The following is an 18,416-nucleotide window of genomic DNA, read 5'->3' as shown; positions in this document are numbered from 1 at the left end:
GTTTACTCGATAGATGCGTGGTCGACAGGAACGTGCATGACGCACCGCCGGACTCGCCGTTTGCTTGGGATGAGCGCGCTTGGCGCTGAGGTGCCCCGATTAGGGCCGCAAAATTGTAACGTCGTGCGGCCCCGGGAACAAGTTGACTAAACCTTAACAAGACGCCACTTCGTTCAGTCCATTGAACAATCGCTGCGGCGACAAACGCCCATCCGCGTCCACCAGGCCTAGCCCGGAGGGGGTTCCGTCGGGTCCGAACACCGCCACCTGGCCGGTCGGAAATGCCGCATCGCGCAGACGCTGGCCCATGCGAAAACGTGCCGCGTGCGCGGCATCGAGCACGATCCGCGCAAAATCGGCCAGTCCGGCCTCGATCGGCAGCAGCAGGTCCTGTGCGTCGGTGCCCGCTTCCAGGGCAGCCGACAGCGCCTCCAGCGTGATCATCTGCGGCGTGCGAAACGGCTCGACCCAGAGCCGCCGCAGCGAGGCGATATGCGCACCGCAGCCGAGCACTTCGCCCAGATCGCGCGCCAAGCTGCGGATATAGGTGCCCGAGCCGCAGGTCACGCGCAGTTGCAGCCGCGGCGCGGCGTAGCCGATCACGTCGATCGCCTGCACCTCGACCTCGCGCACCGGCGCCTCGATCGCCTCGCCACGGCGCGCCTTGGCGTACAGCGGCTCGCCGCCCTGCTTGAGCGCGGAATAGATCGGCGCCTGTTGGCGGATGCGCCCGATGAAGGGCGTCAGCGCTGCACGCAGCGCGCCTTCGTCCAGTGCGGGCACTGCACGCTCGCGCAGGACCTGACCATCGGCGTCGTCGGTATCGGTGGTGACACCCAGCACGACCTCGGCATCGTAGGCCTTGGCGGAACCGAGCAGCAGGCCGGCAATCTTGGTCGCCTCGCCCAGACACAGCGGCAGCAGGCCGGTGGCCAGCGGGTCCAGGCTGCCGGTGTGGCCGCCCTTTTCGGCCCGCAGCAAGCGGCGTGCGGACTGCAATGCCGTGTTGGAGCTGACTCCAGCCGGCTTGTCGAGCAACAGGATGCCGTGCAACGGGCGATAGACGATGCGGGGTTTCAAGAGATCAGTGCTCGAATCGGGCACCGTGCGCGCCCGTTGAAATCGGGGCCGCTGGTCGACAGCCGGCCGGCCGGCAGCGCTCAGCGCTGCTCGGCGTCCTCGTCGCTGGACGCGGCCTCGGGGCCGACATCGTCCAGGTCACGCAGCAGGTTGTCGATACGCTCGCCGCGGTCGACCGAATCGTCGTAATGGAAATGCAGCTCGGGCACATGCCGCAGCTTCATCGCGCGTGCCAGCTGCGTGCGCAGCTGACCGGCGATTTCCTTGAGCCCCTTGACCGCTTCGGCCGAGCGCTCCTGCTGCAGCGCGGTGACGAACACCTTGGCATGCGCCAGGTCGCGGCTGATTTCGACGTCGGACACGCTGACCGACGGCAGGCCGTGGTCGCGCACGGCCGCGTGCACGATCGTGCCGAGGTCGCGGCGCACCTGCGCCGAAACACGGTCGGTGCGATGGAATGATTTGGTTGGCATGGTCGTGGACCTGGTTGATTCGGAGGGCCAGTTGGCACCGAAGCCAAAAACGGACGCGGGCGGCCATGCCGCCCTCGCCTTGCAGAACTTGCGTTACGGAACGACTCCGCTCGACGGAGTCCGGGGCCCGCAGGCCCCGGCAACCGTTACAGCGTGCGGGCGACTTCGATACGCTCGAAGCACTCGATCTGATCGCCGGCCTTGACATCGTTGTAGGCCTTCACGCCGATACCGCATTCGGTACCGTTGCGCACTTCCTCGACGTTTTCCTTGAAGCGGCGCAACGATTCCAGCTCGCCCTCGAACACCACGACGCTGTCGCGGAGCACGCGGATCGGCTTGCTGCGCTTCACCACGCCTTCGATGATCATGCAGCCTGCAACCGCACCGAACTTGGAGCTGCGGAACACGTCGCGAACCTGCGCGATACCGATGATCTCTTCGCGGATTTCCACGCCGAGCAGACCGGACGCCACCTGCTTCACCTGGTCGATCACGTCATAGATGATCGAGAAGTAACGCAGATCGATGCCGTTGGACTCGACGATCTTGCGCGCCGAGGCATCGGCACGCACGTTGAAGCCGATGATCGTGGCCTTGGAAGCCGCTGCCGAATTCGCATCCGATTCGGTGATGCCGCCCACGCCGGAGTGGATCACGTTGATGCGGATGTCGTCGTTGGACAATGCCACCAGCGACTGCTTGAGTGCTTCCACCGAACCCTGCACGTCGGCCTTGATCACCAGGTTCAGCACCTGCTGGCCTTCGCCCTTGCCCATCTGGGCCAGGATGTCTTCCATGCGGTTGCTGGCCGAGGCGACCAGGCGTGACTCGCGGCGCTTGGTTTCGCGCTGCTGCGCCACGTCCTTGGCCAGACGCTCGTCGTCGACGACCACGAAGTCATCACCGGCTTCCGGCACGCCGGACAGGCCGAGCACCTGCACCGGAATCGATGGGCCGGCCGAGGCCGGCTGATGGCCGGTCTCGTCGAACAGTGCACGCACACGGCCGTACTGGATACCGCAGACCAGGTAATCGCCACGCTTCAGCGCGCCCTGCTGCACCAGCACCGTTGCGACCGGGCCACGGCCCTTGTCCAGCGAGGACTCGATGACGGTACCGCTGGCGCGGCCTTCGGCCACCGCCTTGAGCTCCAGCACTTCGGCCTGCAGCGAGATCGCGTCCAGCAACGTGTCCACACCGGTACCGAGCTTGGCCGACACCTCGATGAACTGGGTATCGCCGCCGAACTCTTCGGCCACCACGTTTTCGGCCAGCAATTCATTCTTGACCCGCAGCGGATCCGCGCCGGCCTTGTCGATCTTGTTGACCGCCACGATCAACGGAACGCCCGCCGCCTTGGCATGCGCCACCGCTTCCTTGGTCTGCGGCATCACGCCGTCATCGGCCGCGACCACCAGCACCACGATGTCGGTGATCTTGGCGCCACGGGCACGCATCGAGGTAAACGCGGCATGGCCGGGCGTATCCAGGAAGCTGATGACGCCACGGCCGGTTTCGACGTGGTACGCACCGATGTGCTGGGTGATGCCGCCGGCTTCGCCCGAGGCGATCTTGGTGCGACGGATGTAATCCAGCAACGAGGTCTTGCCGTGATCGACGTGACCCATGATGGTCACCACCGGCGGACGCGAGGTGGTCTCGCCCTGCGCATCCTCGGCATGCGCCAGCAGCGCATCCTCGAAGTCGGCATTGTCGGCACGCACGGCCTTGTGGCCGAGCTCTTCGGTCACCAGCGCGGCGGTGTCATGATCGATGCTCTGGGTGATGGTCGCCATGACGCCCATCTTGAACAGCGCCTTGACCACGTCGCCGCCCTTGAGCGCGAGCTTCTGCGCCAGGTCGGCCACGGTGATGGTGTCGCCGATCGCCACTTCGCGCACCACCGGTGCGGTCGGACGCTCGAACCCGTGCGGACCGCTGTTGCCCTGGTTGCCGCCGCGGCCGTTGTCGTTGCCACGGCGCGAGGACGACGAACCGGGACGACCGGTCGGCTTGCCGCGCACATTGGAACGACGCGCACGATCAGCCGCAGACAGATGCAACTGCCCGGCGAAACGCTTGGTCGCATCGTCGTCTTCGACACCGGCCACCATGACGTGCGAACCGCGCGTCTTGTGCTTGGCCGCATTGGAGCGATCGTCCGGGCGCGCCGGCGTGGCCGGGCGCGATGCCGGCGACGCGCCAGCCGGACGGGCCGGACGCGGTGCCGACGACGGCGAAGACGGTGCACGCGCGGCAGGCGCCGACGGCGTCGGCGCAGCAGCAACCGGGGCCGGCGCACTGGCAGCCGCAGCGGCTTCCTCGGCAGCCTTGCGCTCGGCTTCTGCACGGTCCTTGGCGGCCTGCTCTTCTTCCCGCTTGCGCTGAATCGCTTCATCGCGCAGACGATCGCTTTCGGCCAGCGCCTGCTGCTCGTCGAGATTGCGCTGACGCGAAGCGGCGAGCTTGGCCAGGATGTCGGCGCGCTCCTCGTCCGGCGTCATCGGCGCCGGGCGGCCGCCTTCGTTTTCGGACTTCACGTAGGTGCGCTTCTGCCGCACTTCCACGTTGACCGTGGTCTTGGTGCGGCCGGCGCTGACCGTGACTTCCTGCAGCTTGCGCCGGTTGAGCGTGATCTTCTTGGCTGCTTCGCTCGCCGCTTCGGCGGGCGTGTCGGCCTTGCCATGCGTGCGGCGCAGGAAGCCAAGCAGTTTCATCTTCTCGGTGCTGGTCACGACCTGGTCGGGACCGCTGAACTTCATTCCGGCCTCGGCCAGTTGAACCAGCAGTTTATCGACCGGCGTATTGACCAGTTCGGCAAGCTTGCGGATGGTGGTTTGCTGCGACATTCGGATCCTATGATCTGGTTGGCGCCCCCTCGCCCAGAGCAAGGGAAACGCTGATTCTAAGCCCTGATGGGGTCAGGGCGCGGTTCATTGCCGGCTCATTCGCCGCGCTCCAAACGGGCGATCTCCTCGGCGCGGGCCGCCAGGATCAGCGCCGCGGCGCGCTCCTGGGTCAAGCCCTCGATGCCGAAGTCGACGATCTCGTCCGCTGCCAGGTCGGACAAGTCCTCGCTGGTGCGCACGCCGTGCTCGGCCAGAGCAAAGGCCGTTTCCTCGTCCATCCCCTCCAGCGCCAGCAGGTCCTCGGTGGGCTGAGTTCCTTCCAGGCCTTCTTCTTCTGCCAGGGCGGCGTTGAGCAACGCATCGCGGGCACGGGCGCGCAACTCTTCGACGATGTCTTCGTCGAAGCCTTCCACCGCCAGCAACTCGCCGACCGGCACGTAGGCGATTTCCTCGACCGTATTGAAGCCCTCGGTCACCAGGATCGCTGCGATTTCCTCGTCCACTTCCAGGCGATCCATGAACAACTGGCGCGCGGAGGTCTGTTCGGCTTCGGACTTGGCGGCCACCTGGTCGGCGGTCATCACGTTGAGCTGCCAACCGGTCAGGCGGCTGGCCAGACGCACGTTCTGGCCGCCCTTGCCGATCGCCTGGGCCAGGCGGTCTTCCGCCACGGCCAGATCCATCGAGTGCTTGTCTTCATCGACGATGATCGACTGCACTTCTGCCGGCGCCATCGCGTTGATGACGAAGTTGGCCGGGTTCTCGTTCCACAACACGATGTCCACGCGCTCGCCATTGAGCTCGTTGGACACTGCCTGCACGCGCGAACCACGCATACCGATGCACGCGCCGATCGGATCGGTGCGGGTGTCATGCGCGATCACTGCGATCTTGGCGCGATCGCCCGGATCGCGGGCGCAGGCCTTGATCTCGACCAGGCCCTGGCCCACCTCCGGCACTTCGAGCTTGAACAGCTCGATCATGAATTCCGGCGCGGCGCGGCTGATGAACAGCTGCGGGCCGCGCGGCTCGGAACGCACTTCGGCCAGATAGCCGCGTACGCGGTCGCCCGGCCGCAGCACGTCGCGCGGGATGCCCTTGTCCTTGGGGATGAAGGCTTCGGCATTGCCGCCCAGATCGACAAAGATATTGCCGCGCTCGGCGCGCTTGACCACACCGGTGATCAACTCGCCGACGCGGTCCTTCCAGGCATCGACCACCTGCTGACGCTCGGCTTCGCGCACACGCTGCACGATCACCTGCTTGGCAGCCTGCGCGGCGATGCGGCCGAAGTCCGGGTTTTCGATCTGTTCTTCGATGTAGTCGCCCACATCGACGCCGTCAGCCTCGTCGACGGCATCCATCAGGCGCACCTGGCGATCCGGGGATTCCATCACCACATCGTCGGCAACCACTTCCCAGCGGCGATAGGTTTCGTAGTTACCGTCCTTGTGGTCGATGGTCACGCGCGTCAGCACGTCCTGGTCGGGATAGCGCTTCTTCGCTGCGGAAGCCAACGCGGCCTCGATCGCATCGAAGATCACTTCGCGCGGCACGCCCTTTTCGTTGGCCACCGCATCCACTACCAGCAAAAGTTCCTTGCTCATTTCGTCACTCCGCGCGCGGCTTGCCAGCCGCCGACTCGTTGGATGGTTTCTTCTTCTCGTGCCCGGGTTTCTTCGGGCCGGGCTTGTTCGGTTTTTGCGGGGCCAGGCCCAGAGCGACCCAATCCGGCAGAATGCGCGCCTTGTCGATGTTGTCGAAGCCGATCTGCACGTCCTTGCCGTCGATGGCGAACACCACCGCCTCTGCTTCGGACTCGATCCGCACGATCTGGCCCTGGAAGCGGCGCCGACCATCCTGCGCCAGCTTCAACACGATCTTGGCGGACTCGCCAGCGTGACGGCCGAACTGCTCCAGCGTGAACAACGGACGGTCCACACCCGGCGAAGACACCTCAAGCGTGTAGTTGCCGGTGATGGGATCTTCGACGTCGAGCTGGGCCGACACTTCACGGCTCACGCGCTCGCAGTCATCGACGTTGATCACACGCTCGGGCTGTTCGGCCAGCGGCACGTCGATGTACAGGCGCAATGTGGCGCCACCTGGAGCGGGAAGATATTCCACACCCAGCAGTTCCAAGCCCAGGGACTCAACCGTTGGACTCAGCAGATTCGCGATTTCGGTCGCTTTTTCGCTCACAGACTGCCCTGATCAGATGATTGCCAGTAGAACCCCGGCAACCGGCAGCAAACTTTCCGGTTCCGGAAAAAACAAGGGGCCCGATGGGCCCCTTGCGTGAAAAAAGCCCGACCTCTCAGGGTCGGCGCAAAGACGGGAACATGCGTCTTTGCGATCCAAGAAGCTGAAGTACTGCCCTAAGGCATTGCATTAAAGCAGTACTTCAAAACTTGGTAGCGGGGGCAGGATTTGAACCTGCGACCTTCGGGTTATGAGCCCGACGAGCTGCCAGACTGCTCCACCCCGCAGCAGAAGCGGAATTATGAAGAACTTGAGCGGCAATTGCAAGCCCTAGTTTTTCATCGATTGAAAACCCTGGGGGTCTTCAACGTCGCGGCAAATGATAACCGCATTGCAACAAAAACGAAACAACAATCACGACTTTATTGCAGTCATCCAGCGACGGCGCGTGTGAGGCACGCGCCGCGACGTCATGCAGGCATGCGTGACTTAGGCAAGGCCTGCGAACGCACGCTGGCACCACACCATGATCGGGCTCCAGGCCAGGCCAAGTGCGAGCAATGCGAGCGCGTTGACCCCGAGCACGGTGCCCAGCACACGATCGTTATTGGCGGGCAACGGCTCGCCCACCGGCTCGTCGAAGTACATGACCTTGATGACACGCAGATAATAGAAGGCGCCGATCACTGCACAGAGCACGCCGACCAGGGCCAGCCACAGCATGTCGCCGTTGACCGCAGCCCCCAGCACCGCCAGCTTGGTCCAGAAACCCAGGAACGGCGGGATACCCGCAAGCGAAGCCATGATGCACAGCACCAGGCCGGCCATCCACGGATTGCGCGCGTTGAGTCCCTTGAAGTCGTCGATGTTCTCGGCTTCGAAGCCATTGCGCGACAACGCGATGATCGCGCCGAACGCGGCGGTGGACATGATGGTGTAGCTCACCGCGTAGAACATTGCCGCGGCATAGCCTTCCTCGCCGCCACCGGCCACGCCCATCAGCAGGAAGCCGATGTGCGAGACGGTCGAGTACGCCAGCATGCGCTTGAGGTTGCTCTGCGCAATTGCCATCAGGTTGCCGATCACCAGCGACACCGCCGACAGGCCGCCGATCAACAGATGCCACTGCGGCGACAGCGGGCCCATGCCGACTTCAAGCAGACGGTAGGCCATGCCGAAGGCGGCGAGCTTGGGCGCGGAGCTGATGAACAAGGCGATCGGTGCGGGCGCGCCCTGGTACACGTCGGGCAACCACATGTGGAACGGCGCGGCGCCCAGCTTGAACGCCACACCGGCGATCATGAAGATGGTGCCGGTCAGCAGCAGGGTGCGCTCGCTGGAACCTTCGATCGCGTCGTGGATGCCGCTCAGGCTGAGCGTGCCGGTGGCGCCGTAGACCAGCGACATGCCGTACAGCAGCAGGCCCGAGGCCAGCGAGCCGAGCACGAAATACTTCATCGCCGCTTCGGTGGCCAGGCCGTTGTCGCGATTGGAGGCGACCAGCGCATACGAGCACAGCGCGAGCAGCTCCAGGCCCAGGTACACCATCAGCAGGCTGCCCGCCGAGGTCAGCAGCATCATGCCGGCGGTGGCAAACAACACCAGCACCGGGATCTCGCCCTGATAAAGGTTGCGCTCGCGCAGGTATGTCCAGCCGTACACCAGGCTCAGACCACTGACCAGCACGATCACCGTCTTCATCACGTCGGCCGCGGTGTCGCGCACGAACATGCCGTGGAAGATCTCGCCCTGCCCGCCCGTGCCGGTCGCCAACAGCGCGAACACCACGGCAAGCACGGCAACGGAGAACAGGTGGGTCCAGACCTTGTTCCGCTGGCTCACGAACAGGTCGAGCATCAGCAGTGCAAAGGCGCCGCCGATCAGCACCAGCTCCGGAACAAGCGGAGCCAGGTCAGCGGTGGTCAACGGCGCGAGCGTTGGCGTGGTCATCATCAAATCCTGGAAATCAAAACGTACGGCAAGCTGTTACAGCTTGGTCGCGGCAATCTGGGTAGCCAGCTTGGCGATCGATGGTTCCATCAGATCGGTCAACGGCTTCGGATACAGGCCCAGGGCTAGCACGCCAACGGCGAACACCCCCAGCACGAATGCCTCACGGCCATTGATGTCCTTCAGCTCGGCCACGTGGGCGTTGGCCACCTCGCCAAAGAACACGCGCTTGTAGAGCCACAGCGTGTAGGCGGCAGTGATCACCAGCGTGGTGGCGGCAGCGAAGGCCACCAGCGGATGCTTCTGGAAGCTGGCCAGGATCACCATGAACTCACCGACGAAACCACTGGTACCCGGCAGGCCGGCGTTGGCCATGAAGAACAGCATGGAGAACGTGGCGAACCAGGGCATCACATTGACCACGCCGCCGTAATCGGCGATGCGGCGGGTATGCATGCGGTCGTACAGCACGCCGATGCAGGAGAACATCGCGCCGGACACGAAGCCGTGCGAAATCATCTGCACCATCGCGCCCTGCAGACCCAGACGGGCGGCGTCGGTGCTGCCGTACTCGCGCACCAGGGTGAACGCAATGAAGGTGCCGAGGGTGACAAAGCCCATGTGCGCGATGGACGAATACGCCACCAGCTTCTTCATGTCGTCCTGCACCAGGGCCACCAGGCCGACGTAGACGACCGCGATCAGCGACAGCGTAATGACCAGCCAGGCGAACTCATGGCTCGCATCCGGCACGATCGGCAGGTTGAAGCGCAGGAAGCCGTAGCCACCGATCTTCAACGCGATCGCAGCCAGGATCACCGAACCGGCGGTGGGCGCCTCCACGTGCGCATCCGGCAGCCAGGTGTGCACCGGGAACATCGGCACCTTGACCGCAAACGCGATCAGGAAGGCGAAGAAGATCCAGGTCTGTTCCTTGGCGGTCAGCTGCAGCGCGTACAGATCGGCCAGCTGGAAGCTGCCGCCCTTCAGGTACAGGTAGACAAGACCCACCAGCATCAGCACCGAGCCGAGGAAGGTGTACAGGAAGAACTTCATCGCCGCGTAGATACGCCGCGGGCCGCCCCAGACGCCGATGATCAGGAACATCGGGATCAGCATGGCTTCGAAGAAGACATAGAACAGCATCGCGTCGGTGGCGGCGAAGATGCCGACCGTGACGCCTTCCAGGATCAGGAAGGCAGCGACGTACTGATTGACGCGCTTGTCGATCGAGCGCCAGGCACCGATCAGGGCCAGCACCGTCACCAGCGTGGTCAGCACGATCAACGCGACCGCGATGCCGTCCACGCCCAGGTTGTAGCCGATGTTGTAGGCCGGGATCCAGGCATGCAGTTCGATGAACTGCATGGCGTCATTGGCCGTGTCGTAGCCCAGCAGCGGCAGACTCAGCACAAAGGTCGCCACCGCCACCGCCAGGGACGCCCAGCGGGCAGTCTCGGCGTTGCGCAACGCGAGGATCAAGGCGCCACCGATAATCGGCAGCCAGATCAAGATAGACAGTAAAGGCCAGTTCGACACGTTTTCTTATTCCGTACAGGTCAACGCCAGAAATGCATCAGTACCGCCAACAAGGCGATCAAACCGATGATCATTGCGAAGGCGTAGTGATAGAGGAAACCGGATTGCGTGCGACGCAGCAGATTTGCAGCCAGGTCGATCAGTCGGGCAGAACCATTGACGACGACACCGTCGACCACATGAGTATCGATGGCACGTGACGCCTTGCCAAGAGCCACGCCACCACCGGCGAAGCCATTGATCCAGAGCTTGTCGAAGCCGTACTTGTTTTCCAGCAGCCACACGACCGGCGCGAACGCCTTGCGCGACTTGGTCGCCAGTTCCGGCTTCCACAGGTAGAACAGCGCAGCCAGCAACAGGCCAGCGACTGTCAGGAAGAATGGTGCCGCCATCATGCCGTGCAACGCGAAGGCGACCGGGCCATGGAACTCTTCGGCCAGCGCGCCAACGGTGTCGCGCGCCGGATCGTAGAAGTCGACGATGCCGGAGAAGAACGACACTGCCTGCCCCTTCATCGCATGTGCGGCGTGGTGGCCCTGCCAGTCGGTGCCGAACAGCATCGGGCCGATGGTGAAGAAGCCGATCGCCACCGACGGGATCGCCAGCAGGATCAACGGCAGCGTCACCACCCACTTGGATTCGTGCGGCTCATGGGCACCATGGTGGCCGTGATCGTGGTCATCGTGGCTGTGCGTATCGTGTGCATGTGCGTCGTGCGCATGGCTGTCGTGTGCGTGGACCTGCGCCTCGGCATCGGTATGCGCGCTGTCGTGGTGTCCATGGGCGTCGTGCGCATGGGCATCGCGGAAGCGCTCCTTGCCGTGGAAGGTCAGGAACAGCAGACGGAAGCTGTAGAAGCTGGTCACCAGCACGCCGCCGAGCACGGCCCAGTAGCCATAGGTCGCGATCCAGCTATGCGACTCGTGGGCGTGGTGGGCTGCCGCCTCGATGATGGTGTCCTTGGAATAGAAGCCGGAGAAGAACGGCGTACCGACCAGCGCCAGGGTACCGATCACGCTGGTCCAGTAAGTCACCTTCATGTACTTGCGCAGGCCGCCCATCTTGCGCATATCCTGCTCGTGGTGCATGCCGATGATGACCGAGCCGGCCGCCAGGAACAGCAGCGCCTTGAAGAAGGCATGCGTCATCAGGTGGAACACGGCCGCCGAATAGGCCGACACGCCCAGCGCCACGGTCATGTAGCCGAGCTGGGACAGCGTCGAATACGCGACCACGCGCTTGATGTCGTTCTGCACGATGCCGATCAGGCCGGTGAAGAAGGCCGTGGTTGCACCGATGAACAGGATGAAGTTCAGCGCGGTTTCCGACAGCTCGAACAGCGGCGACATGCGCGCGACCATAAAGATGCCGGCAGTCACCATCGTCGCGGCATGGATCAGTGCCGAAATCGGCGTCGGTCCTTCCATCGAGTCCGGCAGCCAGACGTGCAGCGGCACCTGCGCCGACTTGCCCATCGCACCGATGAACAGGCAGATGCAGATCAGCGTCATCACGCTCCACTCGTGGCCTGCGAACAGCTGCACCTTGGCGCCGGCCATGGTAGTCGCGTTGGCGAACACGGTGGAGTAGTCCAGCGAGCCGAACCACAGCAGCACGCCGGCGATGCCGAGAATGAAACCGAAGTCGCCCACGCGATTGACCAGGAACGCCTTCATGTTGGCGAACACCGCGGTCGGACGCTTGAACCAGAAGCCGATCAGCAGATACGACACCAGACCCACCGCTTCCCAGCCGAAGAACAGCTGCAGGAAGTTGTTGCTCATCACCAGCGTGAGCATGGAGAAGGTGAACAACGAGATGTAGCTGAAGAAGCGCTGGTAACCCGGGTCTTCTTCCATGTAGCCGATGGTGTAGATGTGCACCAGCAGCGACACGAAGGTCACCACCACCATCATCATCGCGGTCAGGCGATCGACCATGAAGCCCACATGGGCGGAGTAGTTACCGACATCGAAGAAGGTGTACAGGTTCTGGTTGAACGGGCTGGCGCCCTGCTCCACCAGTTGATACAGCGTCAGGCACGACAGCACGCAGCTGACCGCCACGCCCAGGATGGTGACGTACTGCGCGCCCTTGCGCCCTACCTGGCGACCGAACAGGCCGGCGATGATGCTGCCGACCAGCGGTGCAAGCACCACCGCAATCAACAGACTCTTGGAGAGAGTGATTTCCATCTACAGGTCAGCCCTTCAACGTATCGACTTCGGCCACATTGATCGTGCGGCGCGTGCGGAACAGAGTCACCAGGATCGCAAGGCCGATCGCAGCCTCCGCGGCGGCAACGGTCAGGATGAAGAACACGAACAACTGACCGGCGGGGTCGCCAAGCTCGCGCGAAAATGCAATGAAGTTGACGTTGACCGACAGCAGCATCAGCTCGATCGACATCAGCAACACGATGACGTTCTTGCGGTTGAGGAAGATGCCGGCCAGCGAGATGCAGAACAGCACCGCGCCCAGTCCAAGCAGGTGGCCCAAGGTAATCAAGACTTCGCCTCCTGTCCGTCGGTCGCATCGAGCGTCGGCGCGACCTGTACCGGCTTTTCAACCGCCATTTTGACCATGCGCAGACGGTCGCCCGCCTTCACCCGCGACTGCTCGCCAGCGTTCTGATGCTTGATGCCGGTGCGCTTGCGCAGGGTCAGCATCACGGCAGCCACCACGGCCACGGTCAGGATCACCGCGGCGAACTCGAACGGCAGCAGGAACTGGGTGTAGAGGGTCTTGGCCAGCCAGGTGAGGTTCGACACGTCGGCTGCCTGCGCAGCGGCATTGTCGGCCGGGAACGGCGCGGCACTGCGTGCCTTGACGCCGATCAGGGTGACCATCTGCGCCAGCATGGCAACCGCCACGATGACTCCGACCGGCATGTACTTGACCCAGCCCTCGCGCAGGCGGCTGGTATCGATGTCCAGCATCATCACCACGAACAGGAACAGCACCATCACCGCGCCGACATAGACCAGCACCAGCGTCACGCCGAGGAATTCGGCGCCGACCAGCAACCAGATGCATGCCATCGAGAAGAAGGTGAGGATCAGGCACAACACGGCGTACACCGGGTTGCGGACGCTGATCACCGCACCGGCGGACACGACCGCGACGGCGGAGAAGGCGTAAAAAGCAATAGTGACCCAGTCCATCATGACCTCAACGGAAGGCGGCATCGGCAGCGCGACGCTCGGCGATCTCGGCTTCGAACCGGTCTCCGATGGCCAGCAGCTGCGGCTTGTTGACAATGTTCTCGCCACGCTTCTCGAAGTGGTACTCGAGGATGTGCGTCTCGACGATCGAGTCCACCGGGCAGCTTTCCTCGCAGAAGCCGCAGAAGATGCACTTGAACAGGTCGATGTCGTAGCGCGTGGTGCGGCGCGAGCCGTCCTCGCGCTTGGCCGAGTCGATGGTGATCGCCAGCGCCGGGCACACTGCTTCGCACAGTTTGCAGGCGATGCAGCGCTCTTCGCCGTTGGGATAGCGACGCAGCGCGTGCAGGCCACGGAAGCGCGGCGACTGCGGGAACTTCTCCATCGGATACAGCACGGTGTACTTGGGCTTGAACGTGTATTTCAACGTCAGCCACAAGCCGCCTAGCAGTTCGAGCAGGAGCAGGCTCTTGAAGTAATGGGTGATCTTGTTCATCGGTTACACGCCCTTCTGGATCACGCCGTAAAACACCATCAACGCCGTCACTGCGATCCACACGATCGTGAGCGGAATGAACACCTTCCAGCCCAGACGCATGATCTGGTCGTAGCGGTAGCGCGGGAAGCTGGCACGGAACCAGATGTAGGCGCTGGCGAAGAAGAACACCTTCATCAGCAGCCATGGCCAACCGCCCTTCCACAACCAGTCGATCCACGGCGAGATATCCGCATTGACCCAACCCTGGATCGGGCTCAGCCAACCGCCGAGGAAGAAGATCGAGATCAGGAAGCTGACCAGGATCATGTTGGCGTACTCGGCCAGGAAGAACAGTGCGAACGCACCGCCCGAATACTCCACCATGTGGCCGGCGACGATTTCCGACTCACCTTCCACCACGTCGAACGGCGCACGGTTGGTTTCGGCAACGCCCGACACCCAGTACACAATGAACAACGGGAACAGCGGAATCAGGAACCAATCGAAGAAGCCGGAGTTGCCGGCCTGCGCGAATACGATCTGGCTCAGGTTGACGCTACCGGAGGCAATCATCACGCCGACCAGCGCAAAACCCATCGCGATTTCGTAGCTGACCACCTGCGCGGCCGAGCGCATCGCGCCCAGGAACGCGTACTTGGAGTTGGATGCCCAGCCGGCCAGGATGATGCCGTACACGCCCAACGAGGTCATCGCCAGCAGGTAAAGCAGGCCGACGTTGGCATTGGACAGCACCAGCTGTGCATCGAACGGCACCACCGACCAGGCGGCGAAGGCCGGTGCCAGTGTCAGCAGCGGCGCGATGATGAACATCGCCTTGTGCGAGCTGCTCGGCTGCAGGATCTCCTTGAACAGCAGCTTGAACACGTCGGCGAAGGCCTGGAAGATGCCCATGCCCACATACATCGGCCCGTGACGCACATGCATCCAGCCGATCAGCTTGCGCTCCCAGACCACGTAGAAGGCCACCGACACGATCACCGGCACGGCGATCAGCAGGATCTTCAATACGGTCCACAGCACGATGCCGCCATCGCCCAGGCCGACAAACCACTGGTGCAAGGGATCGACCAGGTTCAACAGCAATTCGTTCATGCAGCCACCACCGTTACACGACCGGCACCAAGCGGCGCGGTTGCGCCATGGCCGGATTCGATCCACACCGTGCCCGGTGCGACGCGCTTGTCCAGCACCACCGGCAACGTTGCCTTACCGGCATCGGTGCCGACCTTGACCATCTGACCGGCGCCGACCTGCAACTGCGCGGCCTGCTCCGGGTGCATGGCCACACACGGGGCGAGATTGAGCGGATGCGACTGCAACGCAGCGGCGCGACGCACCACCGCATCGGTGCGATAGATCGCAGCGGTGGCGGCAACCTCCAGCCCGTCACCGCTAACAGCCGGTTGCGCCGAGGCGGCAGGACTGACGCGACGGTTCTGCATGCCGGCACGCAGGCCGACCAGATCGATGAATTCAAACCCGGCCAGACCCAGCTCGCCGCCAAGCGCACGCAATACGCGCCAACCCTCGCGCGCTTCGACCGGCAGGCGACCGGCGGCACGTGCGGTCTGCACGCGGCCATCCAGATTGGTCAGCGATGCGTCGATTTCCGGCAGTGCACCGATCGGCAGGATCACGTCGGCCACGTCGCGCGTCGAGGCGCAGGCGAACTGGCTGAACGCGACTACCTTGGCACCCGCCAGCGCGCTGCGTGCAGCGGCGGCATCGGCGAAATCCAGGCCCGGCTCGATGCCATACAACACATAGGCCTGACGCGGCTGCGCCAGCATGCCGGCGACATCGCGCGCGGTCGGCAACACACCTTGCGCAACCAGACCGACAGCGTTCGCACCCTGCGGGATCCGGCACAGCGAGGCACCGGTTGCAGCGGCGAAATCGCGTGCGGCAGCACGCAACGAAGCAGCCTGCGGATGATTTTCAGCCAGTGCGCCGACCACGATCACCGCGCGCGTGGCGCCCTTGACCGCATCGCGCAATGCCGCATCGTCCAACGCGCCAGCCAGCTGCGACGGCGCAACGACCGCACTGCTTGCCTGGGTGAAGGCAAAATCGAAATCGACCGGATTGACCGAGTGGATCTTCGTCCCGTTCTGGATGCTGGCCTTGCGCAGGCGTGCATGCAGCAACGGCAACTCGTGACGCACGTTGGTGCCGAACAGCACCACCACATCGGCGTGCTCGATCTCGGCCAGCGGCGTGGCAAACGGCTCGGCCACCGCAGCGTCGGAAAAATCGCGATTGAGCAGACGGTGATCCAGATTGCCGCTGTTCAAGCCTTCGGCAAGACATGCGAGCAACGCGCCCTCCTCGTTGGAGGTGGACGGATGCACCAGCACACCGAGCTGATCGCCGGCGTTGTCACGCAGGATCTGCGTCGCGGCAGCCAGACCTTCGGTCCAGCTCACTTCGGTCCACTGCCCGTTGACCTTCTTCAGCGGCTTGACCGCGCGGTCTTCGGCGTACAGGCCCTGATGCGAGTAACGGTCGCGGTCGGACAGCCAGCACTCGTTGACCGCCTCGTTCTCGCGCGGCACGGTGCGCAGCACTTCGCCGCGACGCACGTGCAGGAACAGGTTCGAGCCCATTGCGTCGTGATAGCCCAACGACTCGCGCGCCATCAGCTCCCACGGGCGGGCACGGAACTGGAACACCTTGTTGGTCAGCGCGCCGACCGGGCACACGTCGATGACGTTGCCGGAAATCTCGGTGGTCAGCGGCTTGCCGTCGTAGGTGCCGATCTGCAGGTTCTCGCCGCGATACATGCCACCCAACTCGTAGGTGCCGGCGATGTCCGCGGTAAAACGCACGCAACGGGTGCACTGGATGCAGCGGGTCATTTCGGTGGCGACCAGCGGACCGATGTCCTCGTCCGGCACCACGCGCTTGCGCTCGTTGAAGCGGCTGACCGAACGGCCGTAGCCGAGCGAGACGTCCTGCAGCTCGCACTCGCCGCCCTGATCGCAGATCGGGCAGTCCAGCGGGTGATTGATCAGCAGGAATTCCATCACGCTGCGCTGGTACTTCAGCGCCTTCTCGCTACGCGTGGTGACCTTCATGCCGTCCATCACCGGCGTGGCGCAGGCAGGCGACGGCTTCGGGGATTTTTCGACGTCCACCAGGCACATGCGGCAGTTCGCGGCGATCGGCAGCTTCTCGTGGTAGCAGAAACGCGGGATCGGGATGCCGGCCTTGTCGGCCGCCTGGATGATCATCGAGCCCTTCGGCACCACCAGCGACTGCCCGTCGATCTCGACGGTGACATGGTCCGGTGGCACGTTCGGGTTCACTGGTTGGGCGCTCATGCGGCCACTCCGACGTGCGTGTCGACGATCGAACGACCGTTGACGATGTAGTACTCGAACTCGTCCCAGAACTGGCGCAGGAAGCCCTGAATCGGCCACGCCGCCGCTTCGCCGAAGGCACAGATGGTGTGTCCTTCGATCTGGCCGGCAACCGTGCGCAGCTGGTGCAGGTCTTCCATCGTGGCCTTGCCGGCGACGATGCGCTCCAGCACCCGATGCATCCAGCCGGTGCCTTCGCGGCACGGGGTGCACTGGCCGCAGGATTCCTTGTGGAAGAACTGCGAGATGCGGCAGGCAAAGCGTACGCAGCAGACGCTGTCATCCAGCACCACGATCGCGCCGGAACCCAGGCCGGTGCCCAGTGCACGCAAGGTGTCGTAGTCCATCTGCAGCCCGGCAACCTGGTCGGCCTTCAGCACCGGCATCGACACGCCGCCAGGCACCACGCCCTTGAGCTTGCGGCCCGGACGCAGGCCGCCGGCCATTTCCAGCAGTTCGTCGAAGGTGGTGCCGAGCGGCACTTCAAAATTGCCGCCCTTCTGCACGCAGCCGGACACCGAGAAGATCTTCGGGCCGCCGTTCTTGGTCTTGCTCAAGCCGAGAAACCACTCCGGGCCGTTGCGAATGATCGCCGGCACCGACGCATAGGTCTCGGTATTGTTGATGGTGGTCGGCTTGCCGTACAGGCCGAAGTTCGCCGGGAACGGCGGCTTGTAGCGCGGCTGGCCCTTCTTGCCTTCCAGCGATTCCATCAATGCGGTTTCTTCGCCGCAGATGTAGGCGCCTGCACCCAGCGCACCGTAGATGTCGATATCCACGCCGCTGCCGAGGATGTTCTTGCCCAGCCAGCCGTTGGCATACGCATCGGCCAGTGCCAGCTCGAAGTTTTCGAACGGCTCATGGTGGAACTCGCCGCGCAGGTAGTTGTAGCCCACGGTCGAGCCGGTGGCGTAGCAGGCGATCGCCATGCCCTCCACCACCGAGTGCGGGTTGTAGCGCAGGATGTCGCGGTCCTTGCAGGTGCCCGGCTCGGATTCGTCCGAGTTGCACAGGATGTACTTCTGCATCGTGCCCTTGGGCATGAACGACCACTTCAGGCCGGTCGGGAAGCCCGCGCCGCCACGGCCGCGCAGGTTGGATGCCTTGACCATCTCGATGACGTCGGCCGGCGCGATCTTCTCTTCGAGGATCTTGCGCAGCGCGGCGTAGCCACCGGTCTTCAGATAGCTCTCGTACGACCACGGGGTGTCGTAGTGCAGCGTTGTGTAGACGACCTGATGCGGCAACGGCGCCGGACCGACCGGGCCTGAGGGTGCGTGATGATGTGCCATGTC

Annotated in this window: 14 protein-coding genes and 1 tRNA gene; all 15 read right to left on the bottom strand. The window is 63.8% G+C overall.

What is annotated here, in order from left to right; genetic code table 11:
• Positions 1–153: 153 nt before the first annotated feature.
• A complete protein-coding gene (truB, locus tag EO174_RS09210) occupies positions 154–1,080 on the bottom strand; it encodes a tRNA pseudouridine(55) synthase TruB (RefSeq protein WP_126943979.1) in 927 nt (308 codons plus the stop codon).
• An 80-nt stretch (positions 1,081–1,160) separates the two neighbouring features.
• Positions 1,161–1,553 (bottom strand): 30S ribosome-binding factor RbfA, encoded by a 393-nt coding sequence (gene rbfA / locus EO174_RS09205; RefSeq protein ID WP_024937968.1) that lies wholly within the window; start codon positions 1,551–1,553, stop codon positions 1,161–1,163.
• A gap of 146 nt (positions 1,554–1,699) precedes the next feature.
• A complete protein-coding gene (gene infB, locus EO174_RS09200) occupies positions 1,700–4,405 on the bottom strand; it encodes a translation initiation factor IF-2 (protein WP_164739135.1) in 2,706 nt (901 codons plus the stop codon).
• Positions 4,406–4,500: 95 nt separating this feature from the next.
• Positions 4,501–6,012: a transcription termination factor NusA gene (gene nusA, locus EO174_RS09195; RefSeq protein ID WP_016903006.1), complete on the bottom strand. Its 1,512-nt coding sequence runs from the start codon at positions 6,010–6,012 to the stop codon at positions 4,501–4,503.
• A 4-nt stretch (positions 6,013–6,016) separates the two neighbouring features.
• The gene (gene rimP / locus EO174_RS09190) at positions 6,017–6,607 is read right to left on the bottom strand and encodes a ribosome maturation factor RimP (RefSeq protein ID WP_126943976.1); all 591 of its coding nucleotides are present in this window, start codon (positions 6,605–6,607) and stop codon (positions 6,017–6,019) included.
• A 210-nt stretch (positions 6,608–6,817) separates the two neighbouring features.
• Positions 6,818–6,894 (bottom strand) — tRNA-Met (locus EO174_RS09185).
• Positions 6,895–7,096: 202 nt separating this feature from the next.
• On the bottom strand, positions 7,097–8,557 hold the full coding sequence (nuoN, locus tag EO174_RS09180; protein ID WP_104581968.1) for an NADH-quinone oxidoreductase subunit NuoN: 1,461 nt from the start codon (positions 8,555–8,557) through the stop codon (positions 7,097–7,099).
• 36 nt (positions 8,558–8,593) lie between these two features.
• Positions 8,594–10,096, bottom strand: coding sequence for an NADH-quinone oxidoreductase subunit M (locus tag EO174_RS09175; protein ID WP_104581967.1), 1,503 nt, complete (start codon positions 10,094–10,096; stop codon positions 8,594–8,596).
• A 20-nt stretch (positions 10,097–10,116) separates the two neighbouring features.
• Positions 10,117–12,291 (bottom strand): NADH-quinone oxidoreductase subunit L, encoded by a 2,175-nt coding sequence (nuoL, locus tag EO174_RS09170; protein ID WP_126943973.1) that lies wholly within the window; start codon positions 12,289–12,291, stop codon positions 10,117–10,119.
• A gap of 7 nt (positions 12,292–12,298) precedes the next feature.
• Positions 12,299–12,604 carry an NADH-quinone oxidoreductase subunit NuoK gene (gene nuoK, locus EO174_RS09165; RefSeq protein ID WP_006450557.1) on the bottom strand — a complete coding sequence of 102 codons (306 nt, stop codon included), beginning with the start codon at positions 12,602–12,604 and terminating at the stop codon, positions 12,299–12,301.
• Entirely contained in the window at positions 12,601–13,263 is a 663-nt protein-coding gene (locus tag EO174_RS09160) for an NADH-quinone oxidoreductase subunit J (protein ID WP_180708152.1), read from the bottom strand. The genes nuoK and EO174_RS09160 overlap by 4 nt, the downstream gene beginning before the upstream one ends.
• A gap of 4 nt (positions 13,264–13,267) precedes the next feature.
• Positions 13,268–13,756: an NADH-quinone oxidoreductase subunit NuoI gene (gene nuoI / locus EO174_RS09155; protein WP_102584828.1), complete on the bottom strand. Its 489-nt coding sequence runs from the start codon at positions 13,754–13,756 to the stop codon at positions 13,268–13,270.
• 3 nt (positions 13,757–13,759) lie between these two features.
• A complete protein-coding gene (gene nuoH / locus EO174_RS09150; RefSeq protein ID WP_104581965.1) occupies positions 13,760–14,851 on the bottom strand; it encodes an NADH-quinone oxidoreductase subunit NuoH in 1,092 nt (363 codons plus the stop codon).
• On the bottom strand, positions 14,848–17,082 hold the full coding sequence (gene nuoG / locus EO174_RS09145) for an NADH-quinone oxidoreductase subunit NuoG (protein WP_126943970.1): 2,235 nt from the start codon (positions 17,080–17,082) through the stop codon (positions 14,848–14,850). The genes nuoH and nuoG overlap by 4 nt, the downstream gene beginning before the upstream one ends.
• Complete coding sequence (gene nuoF, locus EO174_RS09140) at positions 17,079–18,413, bottom strand: NADH-quinone oxidoreductase subunit NuoF (RefSeq protein WP_024937978.1); 1,335 nt, start codon at positions 18,411–18,413, stop codon at positions 17,079–17,081. Before nuoF ends, nuoG begins: the two co-directional genes overlap by 4 nt.
• Between the last annotated feature and the right edge of the window lie 3 nt (positions 18,414–18,416).

The sequence above is a fragment of the Xanthomonas sp. BRIP62418 genome, from assembly GCF_003993495.1.
GTDB classification, from domain to species: Bacteria; Pseudomonadota; Gammaproteobacteria; order Xanthomonadales; family Xanthomonadaceae; genus Xanthomonas; species Xanthomonas euroxanthea.
Note: the sequence above shows the minus strand (reverse complement) of the source record. Positions and strands in the feature narration are given on the sequence as shown.